We start from the raw sequence: 20,371 nt of genomic DNA, 5'->3' as shown, positions 1-20,371 counted from the left end.
CTCCGCAAATGCTTCGGGGAATACTTTCTAATTCTTTAACTTAATTAGTTAACTCCCTTGCGCCCACCATTGTTTTGGCGTCTAACTATGCAAAACTAGAATTTAGCCTTGCAGTGAGCGATTCCCACCAAGGAGCTTTCAACCTTTGTGCATAAGTTCATCGTCCCTCTGAACTAAGAAAGTATATATTTTATTAAAAATTTTAACATGTTTAAATTTGTTTGTCAATTTTTGATACTATATATAATACTATATCTGTGACACGAAATCAATAAAAATTATCACCTATTGTAGTGTATTTACCTTTTTTATTGCTTATATACAAAACAATCAAATCATCAAGACGCCTACTTATATCAAGAACCTTGTCATACTTAGTTTCTTTCTGATCTACAAGGTTATCAAGTTCTCGCCTTAAAACACTTATTTGCTCTTCTAATGCCTCTATGTTTTTCATCACCTGTTCCCCTTTTTTGAGAATTTGCAAATACAATTTTACCATCATAATACAAAAATTACAATAGGTTTTATTGCGAAACAGCACTTAATTTATCTACTATCTTGAGCAATTTCTTATAAATTTCTACAATTTCCCGCCCGTATTTCAGTTTCCAATCACTTTCTCCCTCACGTACATAAGATATATCGTTGTTTAGCAAACTATTAAGTATATCGTCACTTTTTATTTTTTCATTAATGTTTGCCATCAATTTTTTTAATTCCTCATTCAAGTTTTTTTCTGCACCCATTTTTCTACTCTCCCCATTTTAGTATTTATTATAATATATTCTATATATGTTATAAATTTCCTCCTACAATTTTAAAATTTTTTCCTTTCTTTTTATTTCCTCTATAACAATGCTTAAAGCCTTGTCCATTGCTAGCTCTAATCTCTCTGGGGAGCCTCCACCTTGGACATGTTAGCATTTCCTCCGCCTTTTCCATCAAAGACTCTTAAAACATCTTTAAAAAAACCGTTTACTACAATGTCTACGCCACTGGACCTTGAAATCGCTAAATCTGCTGTTTCTCCTCTTTTGTTTCCAAGTATAGCTATACATTTGTCATTAGAAGCTATGTATTTAGCTAACACCTTTATATCTTCAGGTGTCCTATTTTCAGTTTGTACATTATATGTATTCCCCGATACAATTCAGAGCTCTTTACCAGCTCTTTAGCTTCTTTTAGCAATATGCTTTCCTTTACATTATGGTCAAATCTTCTATCCTACTCAATTTGACAATGAACTTTTTTCAGGATAGAAATAAGTTTTATCTAAAACTAATTCCCATTTATTCTGTGAGTTTCTTTTGTCTATTATATTGGCATCAATCTCAGTAATATAGCTGTCTTCATAAAAAAGCTTCTCAGACATAAAAATCCACATTCTTTTCTTCAATAAAATTGCATGGAAGTAATCCATGCAATTTTATTAATAAACTTTTGTTCCTAAAACAGTAGTGAGTTTTCTGAATTCTTCTATTATTTTCTTTGTTATTGGACCTGGTTTACCGTCTCCTATTACTCTGTGATCTACCTCTACTACCGGTATCGCTTCTGCAGCCGTTCCTGTCAAAAAGCATTCATCCGCTGTATACACATTAAATAGCGAAAAATACTTCTCTTCAAAAGGTATTCCCATTTGTTTTGCTATATCAATTACTGTAGCCCTTGTAATTCCACCTAATGCTCCTACTGCTGAAGGTGGAGAATATAAAGTTCCATTTGAAACTATAAAGATATTGTCTCCGGTACACTCTGCCACATATCCTTCCTGATTTAAAATCAATGCCTCTGGATAGCCTGCCTTAACTGCTTCAATTTTTGCAAGTATGTTGTTTAAATAATTGAGAGATTTTATCTGGGGGTCCAATGCCTGAATAGAATTTCTCCTGTAAGTTGAAGTAATAATTTTTAAACCGTTTTGATACATTGATTCAGGATACAAAGTAATTTTATCAGCTATTATTACAACCGTAGGTTTAGGACATTTGTAAGGGTCAAGACCTAAATCTCCTTTTCCTCTTGATACCACAAGCCTTATATAGGCATCTCTCAAATTATTGATTCTTACCGTTTCGACAACTTTTTCTTTCATTTCTTCCATTGTCAAAGGAATGTCAATCAGCAAAGCCTTTGCCATACTATAAAGTCTCTTTAAATGTTCATCAAGCTTGAATATAACTCCGTCGTACGCCCTTATACCTTCAAATATACCGTCACCATAAAGATACCCATGGTCAAAAACCGAAACTGACGCCCTTTCACTGTCTACAAATTCTCCATTGACATAAACTAACCCCATAATTATGACTCCTCCTTAACTTCAACTTAATTTAGCAAAATTTTATCACTTTAAAATGATTTAGTCAATGCAACTTAAAAACAAAAAGCCTCAAAATGAGGCTTTTTGTTTTTAAGTTTATTCAGCTTTTATAGCACCTGTAGGGCACACATCTTCGCATGCGCCGCAATCAATGCAAGTATCAGAGTCAACTTCGTATTTCCCATCCACTTCGTGAATCGCCTCTGCCGGACATTCTGCAGCACAAGACCCACAACCGGTACATTCATCAGTAACAATATAATGTGCCATTCTTTTCCCCCTCTCTGTAAATAGGATGTACTTCCATAAAAATTATAAATCATTTACAACAACATGTAAATAATTAAATCAAACTTTTTAGATATCTCTCAATTCAAAATAGCAAAAAAGTCTCTTGTCAAAAAAGAAAAACTGTGCTATAATTACACTCGTCGAGGCGCTGCCGAATGGTGTAATGGTAGCACAGGTGACTCTGGATCATCTAGTCTAGGTTCGAGTCCTAGTTCGGCAGCCATTTTGGCCCCATCGTCTAGCGGCCTAGGACATCGCCCTCTCACGGCGAAGACAGGGGTTCGAGTCCCCTTGGGGCTACCAATATCAAATTGAGAAAAAGGCATCCTGTGGATGCCTTTTATGTTTTTAATACAGTTTTTATCAGTAAACTTTCAAAAAGAGGTATAAACATACTTAACATTGTCCCTATTAAATAGTATTCTGCAAAATTTTTATCATCTAACTCTTTATATCTTGCGATGGAATTTAATCCCCTTTGCCAACAGTTCTCTTGAACCAATTATGTCGCCTGTTATCACTGTATACACGTGGTACCACCCTTTCATGGGTTAAAATAATAGTATCACCCTTATAAGGGTAATACTATTGTCTATAGTAGTAAAAATTATACACTATGGCAATATTTTTGTTATTTCCTCATCTTTTCAATAAAATCTATGGCTTTTTCAATTCTCTCTATAGTTCTTTCTTTTCCCAAAAGTTCCATTATGTCAAATAGTCCTGGTCCAAAAGTTCTACCCGAAATAGCTAATCTCGTAGGATGGAAAAGTTCACCACTGGATATTTGCAATTCCTCCACAAGTTTGCGATAAGCTTCCTCAGTTGTAAATTTATTAAAAGGCTCGACTTCTTTTAAAGTCACTACTGCTTTTTTTAGGATATCCACAACTTTTTCTTTAGTAAGATACTTTTTAACTCCTTTTTCCTCATATTCGTTAACTTCTGTAAAATAATAGCTCATGGCATCAGCTATATCCACAAGAGTTTTTTCCCTTTCTCTTACTGCACTTACTATTTTTTTGATATAATCATAATCGAAATCCTCCCTAATTAAGTTTTTAGCTTTCAAAAACGGAATGACTGCTTCAGTTAATTTATCTAGATCATAATTCCTTATGTAATGGCCGTTTATCCAAGTCAGCTTTTGTACATCGTAAATAGCAGGATTTTTTGATACCCTTTCTAAAGTAAATTCTTTTATGCCTTTTGACACATCAAAAATTTCTTCCCCATCTTTTGGCATCCATCCCAGCAAAGTTATATAATTTACAATTGCTTCAGGAAGATACCCCTGGTCTCTAAACTCCTGCACAGAAGTCGCTCCATGTCTTTTACTAAGTTTACTTCTATCAGGTGCTAAAACCATAGACACATGGGCAAATTGAGGAATTTCTAATCCTAAAGCCTCATAAATTAGTATTTGCTTTGGAGTATTTGACAAATGTTCCTCTGCCCGTATAACATGAGTTATCCCCATTTGGTAATCATCTACCACAGTAGCAAAATTATAAGTAGGCATATTGTCTGATTTCATAATTATAAAGTCATCAAAGGTGGAATTATCAAACTCTACATCCCCTCTTATTACGTCGTGAACTACTGTCTTCCCTTGTTGAGGCACTTTTAACCTTATTACAGGTTTTCTCCCTTGCCTTAAATGCTCCTCTATTTGCTCTTTGGTCAAATTTCTACATTTTCCCGTATACATTGGAGGCCTACCTTCTTTTTCTGCCTGTTTTCTCATTTCCTCTAACTCTTCTTTTGTGCAAAAACAGTAGTAAGCCTTTCCTTCCTCTAATAATTTATTTGCAAATTTTCTATATTCTTCTATCCTTTGCGATTGGTAAATAGGTCCTTCATCCCAATCAATACCTAACCATCTAAGTCCTTCAAGTATTCCTTTCATAGATTCTTCTGTAGACCTTTGTAGGTCAGTATCGTCCACCCTTAAAATAAATTTTCCTCCATTGTGCCTTGCAAAAAGCCAATTAAAGAGAGCAGTTCTGGCACCGCCTATATGTAAACTCCCTGTAGGACTTGGGGCAAATCTTACTCTCACTTCACTCATCTTATCACCTCTTCATAAGTTTAAACTATTTTGATTATACTTTAATCTATTTTGTTTTTCAACAAAAGAAGTATTATAGTCCGTGTCAAGATTTTGTAGGTAAAAATTTTTTGTAGTCGACCTCACCGCTAAGAATTTATAAGTTTAAATTAGTGATTTGTATATATTGTTATTTATGTTAAATCATTACTTTAATAAAGTATAAATATCCTTTCTCTTTTTTGCTTTTCTTAATGTGAAATAATGGAACTAACTCCTTCCTCAAATACCTACTGCTGAACCATTTGCTCGTGTTATTTCCTTTAAAACGTATTTTATCCATGGCTTGCTCGCAAATGGACCTTCTAATATCGGTAATGAAACTCTTAACCATTCTCCTATATGTGAATTTCCCAAAGATGCTTATTACCTGCTTTGCTCTAAATCCCACTACTTCCCACACTCTTTTGTCTTGGTTCTCCATCAACTTTTTATCCATCTCTTCTGCTGCCCACTCAAGAAGTTGTCTTGATACTTTTTGTTAAGTTCATGTATCCCTCTCTCCAGTTCATAAAAATCTTTACTCTCCCTTATTATTTTCATTAAACCTTGAACAAAAAGCAGGATTATGCCCACTATGTGTCGAATATCTAATAACATATCAGACCTCACCTTCCTTTGATTTGATTTTTGATTTTTTCGCGGTGAGGTCTTTTTTCTACATCTATACCTCATTTCCCTGCTTCGTTACCTACTGAAATTTTACACTATCTAGCAATAGATACTTTCCCTAAATGTTTTCTCAATTAAAATCCCCCTATAAAAATAGCGATTCATCTCCTACCTATAGAGGCAGGAGCCTTTTCGCTTATCATGCTAAAAAAAGAAATTAAAAACAAAAGAAGAAACCTTTCTGATATTTATATTTTAAAGATTTTTTTTGCATTCTCAGTTACTTTTTCCTTAATATATTCAAAAGGTTCCTTTCTAACTTCTGAAACGAATTTGGCAACATCTAATACTCTACTTGGATTGTTTCGTTTAGTCCTGTTAGGTTCGGGAGAAATATACGGACTATCTGTTTCAAGCAGCAATTTTTCAATTGGAGTTTTTTCTATCACTTCTAATAAAAAGCTATTTTCTTTATAGGTGCAAATCCCTGATAGGGATATATACATTCCTAATGATAAATATTTTTTAGCTGTTTCCCAATCTTCATCGAAACAATGAATAATTCCACCTGAGCGTGGAACGCCCTCTTTTGTTAAAATTTCTATTACTTCATTATGAGATAGCCAACTATGAATGATAATAGGAAGTTCTCTTTTCTTGGCAATTTGAATTTGTCCTATAAAAATACGACGAGCAAATTCATCATTTACTTGACCGTATTTATAGTCAAGTCCTGCTTCCCCAATTGCCACTACTTTTGGGTGTTTTGCCAATTGTTCAATCTTATTTAAAACACTTTCATCTGAAAGTTGATTTACACATTGAGGATGAATACCAACACTTGCATAAATTTGAGGATATTTTTCTGCTAACTGGATAGATTGCTTAGATGAATCTACATTTATCCCAATTGTAATAATGTGCTTAATTCCTTTTTCTATCGCATTTTTTATTACTTTATCTCGATCACGTAGATAAAATATATTGTCCATGTGAGCATGGGTGTCAATCATCCCGCTATCACTCCTGTTTTTTTGGATTGAAAAATAACCGACTTGCTTGCAAAGTATCCTAAGAAAAACAAGAAAAGAATGCCACTGCTCAACAGGAGCGTTGCATCAAAATTAATTTTGTGCAGTTTATCAATGAGAGGTATGCTGACAAGGAGGAAAATAGATAAGACTAATTGTCTCAATGAAGATATTTTTCCTTTTATTTCTTTTTCGCTAAATTGTTGGGTCAGGGTTATAGAAAGTGAAATAGAAGAAGCATTAGTAGCTCCTATTAGTATGAAGAGTATAGTCATAGGAATTAGTGAGTAAGTTACGGAAATTAAAGCAAAAGAGGCAGCTTGAATCAGAACTGAGAGCAGGATAGTTTTGTAAATCCCTATTTTTTGCTTAACTTTGTAGACGTATAGACTAAATACACCTGCCCCGAAAGCAAAACCACCATCCAAGAAAAACAACCAGTTGTAATGACCACTTAATTTGTTGTTAATAATGGGGATCATTAAGAGGTTAATCACATTTACCATAAAAATATCTCCAACTGATAGCAAAACCAGAATAACTAATGCGAGTTTGTATCTCAGCTTTTTGAAAAATTCCTTCCAATCTTGTAGGAAAAAAGCGAGGGTAATCTTCTTTTTTTGTCTCTCCGTCCCATGTTCAACCTCGACATTGGTTATACAACTAAGGAAAAACGCAGAGATTAAAAATGTTACAGCATTAATAAAAACACCCCATAACGGATTAAACCACATTAATATAATACTGGCAATGCCACTTCCTAAAAGTTGACCTACTTGGAAGAAAGTATTGAACACAATATTTAGTTTTAACAATTCATCCCCTTCTTCAATTCTACTGGATAGAGCAAATATACTGGCATTGTAGAAAGGTTTCACTGCATTTATTGCTAATGTTGTGACCATTAATCCAATTGCTATCCAATCATTACTCCAAAAACAGAGCAATAATAACAATAACATAATTCCTCTTATTGCATCTGATGCGACAACGACATTTCTCGGGTTCCTACTATCTACGTAGGAACCCGAGAATAATTGCAAAAAGAATTTAATTAGCTGTTCGGACAAAATCACAAACCCAAACGCTCCTACCGAATTTGTTTTATCATATAGCACTTTTCCAACGGTCAACAATTGAATTCCATTTCCAATGTTAGAAATCAAAACAGATAACAAAAGAAATTTAGAGTTGCGAGATAAAGTCAAGAAATCTTTTAGGAGATTTAATAAGTACTTCATCATTCCTCGATCTCCATTTCTATTGAATTAATTGCTTCTTTTGCTCGTTGGAGCGATTCTTCTGCAGTTCTTCCAGTTGCAATAGCAAATCCAAGTCGTGTAAAGGAATTTAGTAATTCTGTTACTTTATCGCCTTCTTTCACAGATAATTCAACTTGTTGTACCCCTTCTTTTGCCTTTGCTTCAGACAATCCCGAAATTCTTTTTACTACACCTAGTTTTTCAGGAATTTTATAGAAGATAGAAGCAAATATTTCTTTTTCTCCTTTAAAATGTTTTTTAAACTCTTCCATTACATTTTCCCCTAAGGTATGTCTTGCTACTAAATCTAAAATGTCAACTTTGTTATTTACTGAGTAAGAATATAATTCAGGGATCATATCTCCACCCAACCGAGTGTGGGTTTCGACAACATGGATCCCATCTTTGCTTATCATAACTTCTGTATGCGTGGGACCATTCATTACCCCTAAACAGGTTAAAACTTTTTCTACAAAAGACTTGATTTCTTGTTCTTTCTCAGAACGTATATCAGCGGGAACGGTATGTCCGATCTCAACGAACCGTTCTAATTCCTTGTATTTTTTTGTGATACCGTAAACGTAATGCGTTCCATTTTTAGAGAATGCCTCCACGCTAAATTCTTCTCCCTCAATAAATTCCTCCATGTACATCTGCAAATGTGGATATTTTGATTTAAAGTCGGAAATTTTTTCTCTTAATTCTTTTTCATTCTCAATTTTGTAGATTCCTGTACTTCCCATGGAATCAGTCGGCTTGAGGATTACTGGATAGGAAACTTCTGATACAAAAGCAAGAGCTTCTTCAATGTTGTTGATAACAGCGTTTTTGATTTTATCTACACCAGCTGCTCTCAATCTGTCTCTCATTAAATTTTTGTTTTCAACTAACCTTACAACATCTGCTGTATTATCAAACGGAAGGTTTAATGCTTCTGCAGCCCATGCGGCTTCTTTTTGCAGATAATCTTGAAAAGCTCCTATAGCATCCACTTTTTCGATTTCATCAATGGCTTTTGCCATTGCAATCCAATCTTCTCTTTTTGCTCCTTTTTCTAAAGTGACTACTCTCTTATATATTTTGGGGTAATGTGCTTTAATCTTGTCTGTTGTTGTCAAAATGGTTAAACTTGCCCCCATTTCAACTAATCTTTCATGAAGAGGAAAGAATCCGCCAAAAACCATAACGTGCTTACTCACTTAACATCACTCCTTGTTTGTAAGTTTATAGGAAATTTTTAGTGACTTTAGGAATTGTTCAAACTCTTCCACCTCCTCCATTTTTAATCCATTATTAATAATGATGGTCATCTGATTTTCTTTGCAATAACCTAATATTGGATATGGGAGGCTATGGAAATTAGAGGCATTTTCCTTGTAATACCTATCCTCTTCATCTGTTAGTTCTCCTAAAAAGTTGTACGTAAATGGACAACTCAAATAGATAACATTGAAGATTTCGGGATCATCTCTGAAACTTTTCAACGCTATTTTGTTATTCGTTAAATAGTCATTATTTTCTTTGTATTGTAGGTAATATAGTTCTCCGCTTTGCAGTTCCGCATCAAAGACTACAGGAATTGTTTCCGAAAAATCACCGATAGTGTTGTAAAAATTGAGCTTTCCATAATTCCTTTTGTTTACAAAAATTCGTATTGGAATCTTCTTTAATTTGAACGCAATACTTAATAAATTCGTGCAAATATACAAGAAATAATGCATAGGAATATTTCCAACTTTCCTATCAATAGTTCGCATATCAATTTCTAATATTTTGGGACTTGACAGTATTATCGGATTCCCTTTTTTGTAAGATGGATTCTTCTGATAAAAGAGTTCAATTTCGTTCCGAAGCGAACGATATTGAGATGAGTCCTTATATTTTGTCAATTTTTCGTCTTTGTTTAACCTATAGATTTCTTCTAAGAAAAGCCTGAAATCATCTGTCTGAACAATAGAAGAACTATAGCTTGGAGATTTAAAATACTCGTTCAAAATCCTTCCCGTTTCTGTATCTGAAATAAGATGTTCAAATACAAATAACAGTTTATACTTTGTAACATTGATCTTTAGTAAACACATCCGATAATATAATTGAGGGTTCTCCCAATTTTGATAAATCGAATCTTTCATCTCATTCAATAGTAATTTTTCTATTTTCTTTTGAGATTCTTCATCGTAAGCACTAATGTCAATGAAGTCTATATTCGCAGGGGAATATGAATACTCATTACAAATAAATTCTTTCCCCTGTTCCTTTAATGTGGTTCTAAGGAGAACTTGACTTTCTAAAAGTTTATTGAACATCATTTGAATTTCTTGTACCGATGTGTTATCCAGAACAACTTCATAAACAAAGTGATAAATATCTGATTTTTTCCCCTTAAAACCGTGCTTGCTTTTTCGGAAATAAGGAAATGAATATTCATGTCTGATGTTGGAGTTAATCACTGTTTCAAATAGATTTTGATTGATCTCCTGATATTTTAGCTTTATTTGTTGCAAATCTACTTCTGATAATGTCCGAGCAATATTGGCTCCTATTTGTTCGAGGTTTTTCTTGGGTTCTTCAGAAGCACCTTGTGACAGTTTTTCTTTGATTAGCTTTGAAAGTCCTGATATTGTAGGATTTTCATAAAACTCTTTCATCGTAATTTTTACTTTAAACACATCGTATAAACCATTAAGAATAACGTACGCACTTAAAGAATCGCCACCAACGTGAAAGAAAATATCGTCTTTTTTCACATCAGTATAAATCACTTCTTTCCATACTTCCTTAATTTTTAATTCTAACTCGCTCCATTCTTCTTCCTTTTTCGTTTCAGTCTTAATAATATATTTGGGTAAAGATGGACGGTCAACTTTTCCGTTTTTGTTTAATGGTATCTTTGACACTTGATACAAAAACGACGGAACGCTATAACCAGAAAGTTTATTTTTTAAAAATGAGCGAATCTCTTCTGGATTTAAAATTTCCTTTGAAAAATAATAGAGTGTCAAGCAATTTTTGTCAGAGTCAAAAGTAACCGTACATTGAAGAATCCCTGGATAGCGAAGTGCTACGTTTTCTATTTCCTCCAGTTCAACTCGTTGCCCTCTTATTTTTACCTGATTGTCAACTCTTCCAATATATTGAATGTTGCCATCTTCCAAAATCCGCACCAAATCTCCCGTTTTATAAATGATTTCATTTTCATTGAAAGGATTTGGAACGAATTTTCCTTTATTCAAGGACTTGTCGAAATAACCGTTTCCCACGCAGATTCCGCCTAAATACAACTCACCAATTTCTCCTATATCAGCTAATTGACCGCTCTCATTTAGCACATAGGCATTTACATTGGGGATCGGTCTGCCGATGATAGTTCCTTCATCGTCTCGGAGCAACGGATATGGGTTAAGTTTTCTTGCAATAGAAATATCCGCACATTCCGATGGACCATAAAGATTGTAAACCGTTGCATTGCAGTTATAAGAACGCAACCAATTTTTTAAGTTCTTGATATTGATAGTTTCTCCGTTTAAAGATAAAATTCTTAGACTTCGTAAGGTTTCAAATCTTTCTTTTTCAGCTAAATATAAAATAGGATAAAAAGAACTCGGCGTGGCAATAATATGGTTCACTTGATAATCCTGAATGTATTTTAATATAACCGATGGGTCGTAAGGGTCAGAAGATGCCAACAATAATCTTCCGCCTGTTAATAATGGTGAAAAAATGCTTTTTTGTGTAGCATCAAAACTAACAGGAGTATAGACAAGCGTGGTTTCATCCTTGTCTAATTTGATCTCCTCGGTATACCATTCAATCAGATTTACAAACGAATTATTTCTTAATACCGTTCCCTTTGGAAGACCTGTTGTTCCTGATGTGTAAATAGCATATAGCGGGTCATTGGGTGTTGTTAAGCAGGGACGGGGATTTTCGCACTCTTCTTCGTTGATTTCTTCATCTAAAAAAATACTTGGAATGAAGGAAGAGGTTTTTTCTTGATATTTTTTATACGTGAGAAACAGCTTTGCGTTGCTATTTCTCAGCATGTACTCTACTCTTTCTAAAGGAGTAGTTGCTTCAATTGGCAGGTAAACACCTCCTGCTTTCATAATCGCAAGGATGCCGACCATTAAATGGAGAGATCGTTCAGAACAAATTGCAACAATGTCATTTGGAACAATTCCTTTATTCCTTAATTTTTTTGCCAAGTGATTTGCCCTATTATTTAAGGCTCGATACGTCAGGCTGTTTCCTTCATATATAACTGCTGTTCGGTCTTGATATTGCTGAAATTTATTTTCTAATAGTTCAATTAAACTTACTTTATTCCAATAATGCCCTTTCATATTCTACCCCTTTCTTTGTTAGGTCTACAAAATCTCTGCACTTACCTGTTTTGGGGTCTGGTTGAATAGAATCGACTATCTTAAAGTGAAGAATGATTTCGTTCCCAATGATTTTTCGAATTTCTGTTCCTAATCGAACAATAAATGATTTGATATTCTCAGCATTTTCTTTGTTCATGCATAACTTTATGATTAATTCGTTTTCCGCTACTTTAAGGACTTGATATTGATAAACCACCAAACTGCCTTTAATATTGCTCAGTCCCCGTATAATACCAGAGAACGTAATTGCATTGATATATTTGTTCCCTGCAAGTGTAAAGTAATCTGCTATCCTTCCCTTTTTTAGATGAAGCACATAAGAAGATGAATGAGAATTACAACTGATTTTTTCGATGGTTCCTACGTCCCCGATTTTATATCGAATCAAAGGCCATGCATCGTTGCTCAGAGAAGTGACGACCAGTTCATAATCTTGCAAAGATTCATTGTATATAGACTCAATAAAAAGGCTTTCATCCAATACATGCAAATGACCTTCTTCGCAGCTATAAGCCATTGCCCAAAATTCTCGGCTTCCATAATGATTTGCCACTTTACACTGAAAGACTTCTTTAATTAAGGACTGTTGGATATCCGTAACGAATTCTCCATTAAGTTCTATCAATTCAATTTTTAAATCAATCTTTTTCGATTTTGCATGTTTGGCTAAATTAAAAATAGCAGTAGACGGACCATGCATCCATCTTGGATGAAATTGAGATATTTCACTCAAATACTCTTCTATTCTATCTTCACTATAATCGAAAAGAGGGATATGAAGCTCATTGCCTCGGTGCAAAACTTTGTTAGTGATTAAATACTCTTCATTCATGCGATAAGCATAGAAGCGAGCGAATCTATCATACACTGATAGGTCTGGAACAAACATTCTTCGTTGCTTCCAAAGTTCGTTTGCTCTTTTTAGCCTTTCCTTTTTTGACTTGTAACAAAGGAGAGGATTTCCTGTTGTCCCACTTGTTACATCGAATGTTAGTTCATTTTTGTCGTATCTGGTAGAAATAAATTGGTCATTATGAGTTCTAACCTCATCTTTTTCTAAAATCGGCACAAATTGTTGGAAAAAGGAATAATCAAATTTTTCTATTGGAGGCAATTTAAAACCCCAATTTTCACGATAGTACGGAACGTTTTCCAGTACGTTTTTCAGAGCTGAATAAATTTTATCTTTTTTTTCACCAAAAAATATTTCGTTTATCATCGTTCCAACCCCTTTTACAAAGCAAATTGAACGATAGGATTTTCTTTATGTTTGCGTTTTGCAATAGATAAATAGGTATGTGAGAGTAATTTGATTGTCATTTCATGGTCCAATATATCTGAATGAGTCGGAACATTGTTTAAGAAATTCATCAAACAATTCTCCCTTGCCCGTTCATTGTAGCCAATAAAAGAGGAAGATTGCTCCTCTTTCACAATATCATTTATAGCAATCTTTTCAAAAGGCTTTCCGCCAATCAAACCGACATTTCGAAAAACATAAATATCAAAATGTTCTACTGCTCCTACATCATTATGATTGATTAAACCTCTGTCCTTAATCTCAGTAGACTGATAACTGTGAACCTGTATATTCATCAATGGTCCCACTTGTATATTCACTCGCTCATGACGGACTCTTCCGTTACCTTTATAGGTATCTTCTGGAAGTTCAGTCCAAGCACGGCGGGAAAATCCGTTTTGAAGAAGATTTACACTACATATCGTAATAGGTGTTTCGGCTTTTTTGAATTGAATTAAACTGCAACAATCTATTTCGCCAAAACTGTCTAGATTTAGCGTCGCTTTATTTTCAAACAAGTTGTCAAATTTAGTTGTTCCAAACAAACGGTGATAATCCTCTTTATTAATGATTTCAAAGAAAATCATTTGGCCTTATTACTGCTGTGTATAGTTCAACATTGTCTATTTTCTTTTGTTCAAGAATGTTATTCAGGGAAATCATCCAACTCATTAAGTCGAAAAAATGATACCCACTATGAAATAGCTTTCCATAACCATATTTATATGGGTGGTTTTCTCTAAACAAGAATTCATCGGGCATATTCCACATTCCATCACAATGATATATTTCCATTGAGGTGATAGGTATTTGATATTTGGAAATTGTGTCTTTTAACAACCTACGTATGAACATATATCCTTCGTGCCATCTTCGTTGGCATTGAACTATGCAGTTTATACCTTTCTTTTTCTTTTCTTTGTAAACATCGATAATGGCACTATAATCATCTATTATTTTCTTTGCCATTCTTTCATCATTAGCAACATCTACAGGCGAAGTGATTGGCTTGTCCACTAATATGTGAATATCGGATTGTAAAAAGAATCGGATATATGAAAAATGGGCTTTTGGCTCTGTAGAAATAATAGCATGGGTAATACGGTTTTGGGACAAAAGTTTTTTTAATTCGGATTGAACCTTTTCGGGTAATACTTCATTATATTTGACAGAATCATCCACATAATAAACCAAAGTCCCATCTAGTCTTTTTTGCTTTAAAAATTTTTCAACATCTTGTTTTTTAGATGATAATTCAACGATTATTTGGGGAGCCATTCCATGTTTTATTAAGAAATGAAAGTAAATTCGTTTGGAATGAGGTCCCAATCCAACTATCACTAATGGAATATATTGCAAACTTTGCTTGGTTTCAGTTGCATTTGTATTCAATAAGGTTATTTGACTGTTTTTCAAGCACATCACCTCGTATAGTATGATTCAGGATAATATTTAACTAGAATTTATTTAAGAGTTCCTATTGTTTAGTTGCATTTGCTTCTACTTTCATCTGAACAAATTTACTCAATTTCCCAAAATTACAAATCACGTCAAAGTCAATTTCATCATCTTCAAAGACAAAATCAAAATTTGCTTCAAAATCTGCCATTAACTGAACAACATTAATTGATTCATAACAGAGATCTTTTACCAGATCGGTATTTTCTGTTAGTTCATTTTCAGTTACCTTTTTTCTTGCATGTTTGATAACAATCTTTTTTAATTTTTCTAACATTTATCTATCTCCTTTCGTTATAATTTCTCTTGATTTTTCCTGTATAAGTTTTATCTAAGGAAGGAACAATGTCGATCCTTTTCGGGATCTTAAAAGTAGCAAGATTTTCCCTGCAGTAATCTTCCAATATATTTTCTATTTCGGTGCTTGGCATTGAACTGGAAGGAACTACTTTTGCAATGACAGCTTCTCCCAAAACCTCATCTGGCTCACTTGTTACGCACACTTCTTTTACCAATGGATGATTTAATAACACTTTTTCTATTTCTTCGGGTAATATATTGATACTCTTACTTATAATGATGTTTTTCTTTCTTCCAACAATATAGAGATATCCCTCTTCATCAAAGTATCCAAGGTCACCCGTATAAAGCCAACCATTTCTGATCGCTTTTCGGGTCGCTTCTTCGTCTTTATAGTAACCCTTCATGATGTTTTCCCCGAATGCGATAATTTCTCCGACTTCTCCTATTTTCTTTTCTTTCCCATTTTCATCAACAACTTTCACTTGAACAAAAGGAATTGGTTTCCCTACTGAGCCTATTTTCCTAAGTGCATCACTGGGAAGCAAACAGGTTAATCGGGGTGATGCTTCTGTTAGGCCATACGTATGAACAAACCCAACAGTTGGGAACGCTTCAATTAAACCTTTAATGATCTCTTCTGCAATAATTCCTCCTCCAAAACAAACCATTTTTAGGGAATGCAAGTCATATTGATCTTTTCTTTTGAACTGCATTAACATAACCAATATACTCGGAACTGCTGTAAAATTTGTAATTTTCTCCTTCTGAATAGTGCTTAAAAGAGACTGTGGTGTAAAAGGAGGTTCATTAATTACAATGGTCGCTCCTACATATAGATGAGTGAGGAATTGGGCAGTATTACAATATCCAAAGTACATAGGAAGAACGATTAGGGTAATATCATCTTGGTTAAAACTTAAAGATAAAATGTTGGACTTGATATTAGTAATTAAATTATGGTGGGTTAGCATAACTCGTTTAGAGCTACCTGTAGTTCCAGACGAACATAACATAATGGCAACATCATGTTCGCTGGATTCGGAAGCCAAGGGAATATTGTTTTCTTGTTCTGAAATATTATTGTTACTTAAAAGATCTTCTATGGTTAGAATCCTAAGCGATTGGGGGAAAGCCATCTTTAATGGTTTAAGTTTTTCTAAGTTGGCGAGATTGGTAATAATTGCACTTAGCTCACAGTGCAAGACAGTGTCTCGAATTTCTTTTATTGTAAATTCAATTGGAATCGGCACAATACACTTTTTCGCTAAAGTAATTCCAAAATAAGATATAGCATAATCAATCGAATTGGGTAAATAAATACCGATATTCGGTTTTTTCTCTTTTTGTATTTGCCTTGCAGCAAGAGTTGATTTTTCATATAGCTCTGAATAACTAATCGAGCGGTTTTTTTGTTTGATCGCTATTTTGGGACTATTTTCCCACTTTGCTAAATATCGCCAATATACAATAGACAAAGCCCCCTCCCTTTCTTTGTTAAGAGGCCTGTAGACCATCCAGGATTTCTCTTATTGTTATGAATTCAACATCATCAAAAAACTCATTACTTTGAGAACATATGGCTAACTTGTAACCATCTTTTAAGTGATAATCTTTTATATAATAGATAAACCCATTCTGGTCATAGAGTTGAGAAACCTTCACAGGCGTTATATTAAAACTATTAAGCGGAATCATTAATCCTTTTCCAACTGCTTTAACGTAGCTTTCTTTTCTTGTCCAAATTTGAAAAAAGCGTTCCAATCGCTCATTTCCATTTTTCATATTAACGTATTCAATTTCTTCGGTAGAAAAAAAGCGGTTGGCAATATTTGTATTTATTTCTCTGACTTTCTCCACATCTATACCAATTGGAAGTAAGCTGATTCCGCAAACAACACAATCATAAGAATGAGAAATGTTAAAATGAACACCCTCAAGACCAGCAATAGAAGGCTTTCCCCAATCATTTCGAATAAATTGTAATGGACACAGAAATATCTTTTTCTTGTTTTGTAAAACAAATTGAAGGAGCAATTGTCCAACAAGTTTCCGTATTCGTTCAGCTCGAAGCGAAAATTGCTTAATTTCCTTTCTCCTCGCAGGAGACACAAATTCCAAAAGTCGTCCCTCTTCAATAGGAGTTTCCAGCTTTACAGCATATACCTCATTCATCACTTAAACACTTCCGTTAAAAGAATGTTCCGTATATCTTCATGAAGTGTTTCATATTTTGGATTATTGAGATCTTCTTTGGTAACCCAAGCATACTCGGAATGTTCATCGTTCAGTTTGAGCGAAGAAATATCATCGTTTTTGGGTTTGACAAGATACGTGAACACAACTCGGTATATATCTTCATCTCCACTTTTACTTTTTATATTTCTAACTGATAGCTCTTCCAACAATTCCACATCCAAATTGATTTCCTCTTTTGCTTCTCGATACATACCCTGAATGGGAATTTCATCATATTTTATTTTTCCTGCTGGAACATTCCAGACATTCGGAGCGACCTTGCAATGCGGTGCACGTTTAGTCAAAAGAACCTTCCCCTCATGCAGTAAAATGATTTCAACAGAAATTCGATAATTAGGATACATGAGAACTCCTCCCGCTTTATTTGTTTACCTGATTATTATATTGGAGCATACATGCTTGCAACACCTTCGCTCCAGAAAATGAAACCTACTAAATCAGTGTATTTTCGACCTTTCCTTGTGAGATAGATTTCATTATCTTTAATCACAATTAAATCATTTTGAAGCAAAGCATTAAGCTCTACATGAAAATCTTGCCATACATCTGTTCCGTATTTGTCGAAATAAATTTTTGGGTCAAGTTTACCCATGAAGAAAGCATAAATCACTGTTCTTCGTTTATTTTCATCTTCATTCATTTCAAATCCGCAAAATTGAAGGTCTTTATAGTCTTTTTCGATATATTCGTCTATATATTTGCGAGCAGTAAGGCTGTTCTTGGTGTATTCTGTTGTGTAATGCACGTGTTCATTGTAACTTCTTGCAGCACAACCCAATCCTAACGTTGGAGTCCCTTGATATTCATAGATTTTTTGCTGGTGTGTCGAATGTTGATTTTTCTTTTTAAACTTAACGTGCGATTCACACTCGTAACCATTGCTGGTCAAATAATCATAAAATACGTCAAATAATTGATATCTTTCTTTCGTAGTCATTAAAGAATCCTTCTTTTTAAACATACTGGTCTTCGAACCTGCCAGCGGATATAAAGAGAAAGTTTCAGGTGCCAATTTCACCAATTCCTTTAACGTATCCATGAAACTTTCTGCTGTTTGTCCTTCCAATCCATACATGACATCGAAATTAATATTCAGGTTGTATTTTCTCAAAATATCCACGATATCATAGATATTTAGGTTTTCCTTACGATTGATACTCTTTCTTAAATCCTTATCTAAACTTTGAACCCCAAGACTTAATCGTTTAATTCCGATTTCCGCCAATCGTTTAATATACGGCTCGTCAAGAATCTCAGGGGATACTTCCATGGAAGGCTCTAAATCTTCATGGAAGATAACATTTGCCTTTCGTAAAGTATCGAATATTTTTTCGTATAAATCAACAGGAATGCTGTTTGGAGTCCCTCCACCAAAACAAATAGATTTTACAACCATAGGTTCTTCAAAATAAGAATTGATAAAGTTGAACTGCTCATTTACTTTATCTATATATCTAGCAGCAACTTCATCGTCATAATGAACAGTCATAAAGAACGTGCAGTAAGGACATTTCCATTTGCAAAATGGAATATGGTAGTACAAATTAACCTCCCTTACCTTTCTCCAACAATTAAAATCAACTTTTATTGGTCTGTAAGCAAATTGACTTGGATACATTCCAACTACAAATCCAGGCCAAAAACCAGTTTGAATCATTTTGCTGATTTGCTTTGATAATGCATTTACTTTTGTTTCTAAATCCATGTCATTCCCCCTTTTAAAAACAAAATTATCATTATTATATACTACTTCCATCAATTATTTGATTTTACACTATTTATCTGTCTATGTCAAGATTTTGTAGGTAAAAATTTTTGTAACTGACTTCACCGCTAATAAACTATAAGCTTGATTAGTAATTTATATATATTCCATTTATGTTAAATTATTACTTTAACAAAAACACAAATATCTTTTCTTTCTTTGCTTTTCTTAATGTAAAATAATGGAACTATACTCCTTCCTCAAATACCTACTGCTGAACCATTTGCTCGTGTTATTTCCTTTAAAACGTATTTTATCCATGGCTTGCTCGCAAATGGACCTTCTAATATCGGTAATGAAACTCTTAACCATTCTCCTATATGTAAATTCCCCAAAAATGCTTATTACCTGCTTTGCTCTAAATCCTATTACTTCCCACACTCTTTTCTCTTGGTTCTCCATTAACTTTCTATCCATCTCTTCTGCTGCCCTCTCAAGAAGTTGTTTCGATACTTTTTGTTAAGTTCATGTATCCCTCTCTCCAGTTCATAAAAATCTTTACTCTCTCTTATTATTCTCGTTAAACCTTGAACAAAAAGCAGGATTATGCCCACTATGTGTCGAATATCTAATAACATATCAGACCTCACCTTCCTTTGATTTGATTTTTGATTTTTTCCCGGTGAGGTCTTTTTCTACATCTATACCTCATTTTCCTGCTTCGTTACCTACTGAAATTTTACACTATCAGTATTATAGGAGAAATTTGTGGTATAATCATATTATAAATTTTTTAAAAAGGGGTTGTTAACAATGAAAGACATTGCCATAAATCTTTTAAAAGAACGTGGAGTCACATTGGAGGACATGGCAAAATTGGTAATGGAGCTTCAAAAAAAATATTATGTCCTTACATTAGAAGAGTGCATAGAAAACTTACATGCCGTCCTTGAAAAGAGAGAAGTTCAAAACGCAATTCTAACAGGCATCGCTTTAGATAAATTGGCAGAAAAAGATGCGCTGGAAGAACCGCTTTTATCAATTTTAAAAAGGGATGAACCTTTATATGGCATTGATGAAATCTTAGCTCTCAGCATAACAAACGTGTACGGCTCTATTGGGCTTACTAATTTCGGCTATCTTGACAAAGTAAAACCTGGAATAATAGGTAAACTAAATGAAGATAAAGAAAAAAAGTGCAATACTTTTATTGACGATTTAGTGGCTGCTATAGTAGCTGCTGCTTGTGCCAGAATTGCCCATTCTAAAAAAGAAGTTTTATAAAAAACTATTTTTCTAAAGTAAACTTTACATAGCCTTTTTCTGCCTCCA

24 protein-coding genes and 2 tRNA genes are annotated in these 20,371 nt (G+C 34.0%); 3 read left to right on the top strand and 23 right to left on the bottom strand.

Features of this window, described 5'->3' with window-relative positions; translation table 11 throughout:
- Window positions 1-268: 268 nt before the first annotated feature.
- The 6 genes from TKV_RS04650 to TKV_RS04630 all read right to left on the bottom strand — a co-directional run bounded on the left by TKV_RS04650 (window position 269) and on the right by TKV_RS04630 (window position 2,596).
- On the bottom strand, window positions 269-457 hold the full coding sequence (locus TKV_RS04650) for an aspartyl-phosphate phosphatase Spo0E family protein (RefSeq protein ID WP_049684943.1): 189 nt from the start codon (window positions 455-457) through the stop codon (window positions 269-271).
- Window positions 458-527: 70 nt separating this feature from the next.
- Window positions 528-749, bottom strand: a complete 222-nt coding sequence (locus TKV_RS04645) for a hypothetical protein (protein ID WP_049684942.1) — start codon at window positions 747-749, stop codon at window positions 528-530.
- 137 nt (window positions 750-886) lie between these two features.
- A complete protein-coding gene (locus tag TKV_RS13465) occupies window positions 887-1,093 on the bottom strand; it encodes a hypothetical protein (protein ID WP_049684941.1) in 207 nt (68 codons plus the stop codon).
- Window positions 1,094-1,231: 138 nt separating this feature from the next.
- Complete coding sequence (locus tag TKV_RS13460) at window positions 1,232-1,375, bottom strand: hypothetical protein (RefSeq protein ID WP_236617425.1); 144 nt, start codon at window positions 1,373-1,375, stop codon at window positions 1,232-1,234.
- A gap of 57 nt (window positions 1,376-1,432) precedes the next feature.
- Window positions 1,433-2,305 (bottom strand): branched-chain-amino-acid transaminase, encoded by an 873-nt coding sequence (ilvE, locus tag TKV_RS04635; RefSeq protein WP_049684940.1) that lies wholly within the window; start codon window positions 2,303-2,305, stop codon window positions 1,433-1,435.
- 117 nt (window positions 2,306-2,422) lie between these two features.
- The gene (locus tag TKV_RS04630; protein WP_049684939.1) at window positions 2,423-2,596 is read right to left on the bottom strand and encodes an indolepyruvate ferredoxin oxidoreductase subunit alpha; all 174 of its coding nucleotides are present in this window, start codon (window positions 2,594-2,596) and stop codon (window positions 2,423-2,425) included.
- Between the two features lie 170 nt (window positions 2,597-2,766).
- On the opposite strand from TKV_RS04630, the gene TKV_RS04625 reads away from it, so the two are divergent.
- Both TKV_RS04625 and TKV_RS04620 read left to right on the top strand, forming a co-directional pair.
- Window positions 2,767-2,840 (top strand) — tRNA-Gln (locus TKV_RS04625).
- Window positions 2,841-2,844: 4 nt separating this feature from the next.
- Window positions 2,845-2,920: transfer RNA gene (locus tag TKV_RS04620), tRNA-Glu, on the top strand.
- Between the two features lie 328 nt (window positions 2,921-3,248).
- Here TKV_RS04620 and gltX read toward each other — a convergent pair.
- From gltX to TKV_RS13440, 17 genes are all read right to left on the bottom strand, one after another.
- On the bottom strand, window positions 3,249-4,688 hold the full coding sequence (gene gltX / locus TKV_RS04615) for a glutamate--tRNA ligase (protein WP_049684938.1): 1,440 nt from the start codon (window positions 4,686-4,688) through the stop codon (window positions 3,249-3,251).
- 178 nt (window positions 4,689-4,866) lie between these two features.
- Window positions 4,867-5,166, bottom strand: coding sequence for a hypothetical protein (locus TKV_RS13455; protein ID WP_049684937.1), 300 nt, complete (start codon window positions 5,164-5,166; stop codon window positions 4,867-4,869).
- Window positions 5,151-5,327 carry a hypothetical protein gene (locus TKV_RS13450; RefSeq protein WP_236617424.1) on the bottom strand — a complete coding sequence of 59 codons (177 nt, stop codon included), beginning with the start codon at window positions 5,325-5,327 and terminating at the stop codon, window positions 5,151-5,153. Before TKV_RS13450 ends, TKV_RS13455 begins: the two co-directional genes overlap by 16 nt.
- Before the next feature lie 260 nt (window positions 5,328-5,587).
- Window positions 5,588-6,352 carry a TatD family hydrolase gene (locus TKV_RS04605; RefSeq protein ID WP_049684936.1) on the bottom strand — a complete coding sequence of 255 codons (765 nt, stop codon included), beginning with the start codon at window positions 6,350-6,352 and terminating at the stop codon, window positions 5,588-5,590.
- The gene (locus tag TKV_RS04600; RefSeq protein ID WP_049684935.1) at window positions 6,349-7,614 is read right to left on the bottom strand and encodes an MFS transporter; all 1,266 of its coding nucleotides are present in this window, start codon (window positions 7,612-7,614) and stop codon (window positions 6,349-6,351) included. Before TKV_RS04600 ends, TKV_RS04605 begins: the two co-directional genes overlap by 4 nt.
- A complete protein-coding gene (locus tag TKV_RS04595; protein ID WP_049684934.1) occupies window positions 7,611-8,831 on the bottom strand; it encodes an ATP-grasp domain-containing protein in 1,221 nt (406 codons plus the stop codon). The genes TKV_RS04600 and TKV_RS04595 overlap by 4 nt, the downstream gene beginning before the upstream one ends.
- A 6-nt stretch (window positions 8,832-8,837) precedes the next feature.
- On the bottom strand, window positions 8,838-11,975 hold the full coding sequence (locus TKV_RS04590) for a non-ribosomal peptide synthetase (RefSeq protein WP_049684933.1): 3,138 nt from the start codon (window positions 11,973-11,975) through the stop codon (window positions 8,838-8,840).
- Complete coding sequence (locus TKV_RS04585; RefSeq protein WP_049684932.1) at window positions 11,953-13,236, bottom strand: phenylacetate--CoA ligase family protein; 1,284 nt, start codon at window positions 13,234-13,236, stop codon at window positions 11,953-11,955. Before TKV_RS04585 ends, TKV_RS04590 begins: the two co-directional genes overlap by 23 nt.
- 14 nt (window positions 13,237-13,250) lie before the next feature.
- Window positions 13,251-13,904, bottom strand: a complete 654-nt coding sequence (locus tag TKV_RS04580) for a hypothetical protein (RefSeq protein WP_049684931.1) — start codon at window positions 13,902-13,904, stop codon at window positions 13,251-13,253.
- Window positions 13,891-14,733, bottom strand: coding sequence for a Gfo/Idh/MocA family oxidoreductase (locus TKV_RS04575; RefSeq protein ID WP_049684930.1), 843 nt, complete (start codon window positions 14,731-14,733; stop codon window positions 13,891-13,893). Before TKV_RS04575 ends, TKV_RS04580 begins: the two co-directional genes overlap by 14 nt.
- Window positions 14,734-14,794: 61 nt before the next feature.
- Complete coding sequence (locus TKV_RS04570; protein WP_049684929.1) at window positions 14,795-15,052, bottom strand: hypothetical protein; 258 nt, start codon at window positions 15,050-15,052, stop codon at window positions 14,795-14,797.
- Between the two features lie 4 nt (window positions 15,053-15,056).
- A complete protein-coding gene (locus tag TKV_RS04565) occupies window positions 15,057-16,553 on the bottom strand; it encodes a class I adenylate-forming enzyme family protein (RefSeq protein ID WP_158506595.1) in 1,497 nt (498 codons plus the stop codon).
- 19 nt (window positions 16,554-16,572) lie between these two features.
- Window positions 16,573-17,250 carry a 4'-phosphopantetheinyl transferase family protein gene (locus tag TKV_RS04560; protein ID WP_049684927.1) on the bottom strand — a complete coding sequence of 226 codons (678 nt, stop codon included), beginning with the start codon at window positions 17,248-17,250 and terminating at the stop codon, window positions 16,573-16,575.
- Window positions 17,250-17,678: an NUDIX domain-containing protein gene (locus TKV_RS04555; RefSeq protein ID WP_049684926.1), complete on the bottom strand. Its 429-nt coding sequence runs from the start codon at window positions 17,676-17,678 to the stop codon at window positions 17,250-17,252. The genes TKV_RS04560 and TKV_RS04555 overlap by 1 nt, the downstream gene beginning before the upstream one ends.
- A 35-nt stretch (window positions 17,679-17,713) precedes the next feature.
- Entirely contained in the window at window positions 17,714-18,952 is a 1,239-nt protein-coding gene (locus TKV_RS04550) for a coproporphyrinogen-III oxidase family protein (protein ID WP_268870114.1), read from the bottom strand.
- 347 nt (window positions 18,953-19,299) lie between these two features.
- Window positions 19,300-19,434 (bottom strand): hypothetical protein, encoded by a 135-nt coding sequence (locus tag TKV_RS13800; protein WP_268870122.1) that lies wholly within the window; start codon window positions 19,432-19,434, stop codon window positions 19,300-19,302.
- A gap of 66 nt (window positions 19,435-19,500) precedes the next feature.
- Window positions 19,501-19,677, bottom strand: coding sequence for a hypothetical protein (locus tag TKV_RS13440; RefSeq protein ID WP_236617422.1), 177 nt, complete (start codon window positions 19,675-19,677; stop codon window positions 19,501-19,503).
- Between the two features lie 175 nt (window positions 19,678-19,852).
- Here TKV_RS13440 and TKV_RS04540 point away from each other — a divergent pair, with 175 nt between their 5' ends.
- The gene (locus TKV_RS04540; protein ID WP_049684923.1) at window positions 19,853-20,323 is read left to right on the top strand and encodes a phosphatidylglycerophosphatase A family protein; all 471 of its coding nucleotides are present in this window, start codon (window positions 19,853-19,855) and stop codon (window positions 20,321-20,323) included.
- Window positions 20,324-20,371: the final 48 nt, after the last annotated feature.

The sequence above is a fragment of the Thermoanaerobacter kivui genome (genome assembly GCF_000763575.1).
GTDB lineage: Bacteria > Bacillota > Thermoanaerobacteria > Thermoanaerobacterales > Thermoanaerobacteraceae > Thermoanaerobacter > Thermoanaerobacter kivui.
Note: the sequence above shows the minus strand (reverse complement) of the source record. Positions and strands in the feature narration are given on the sequence as shown.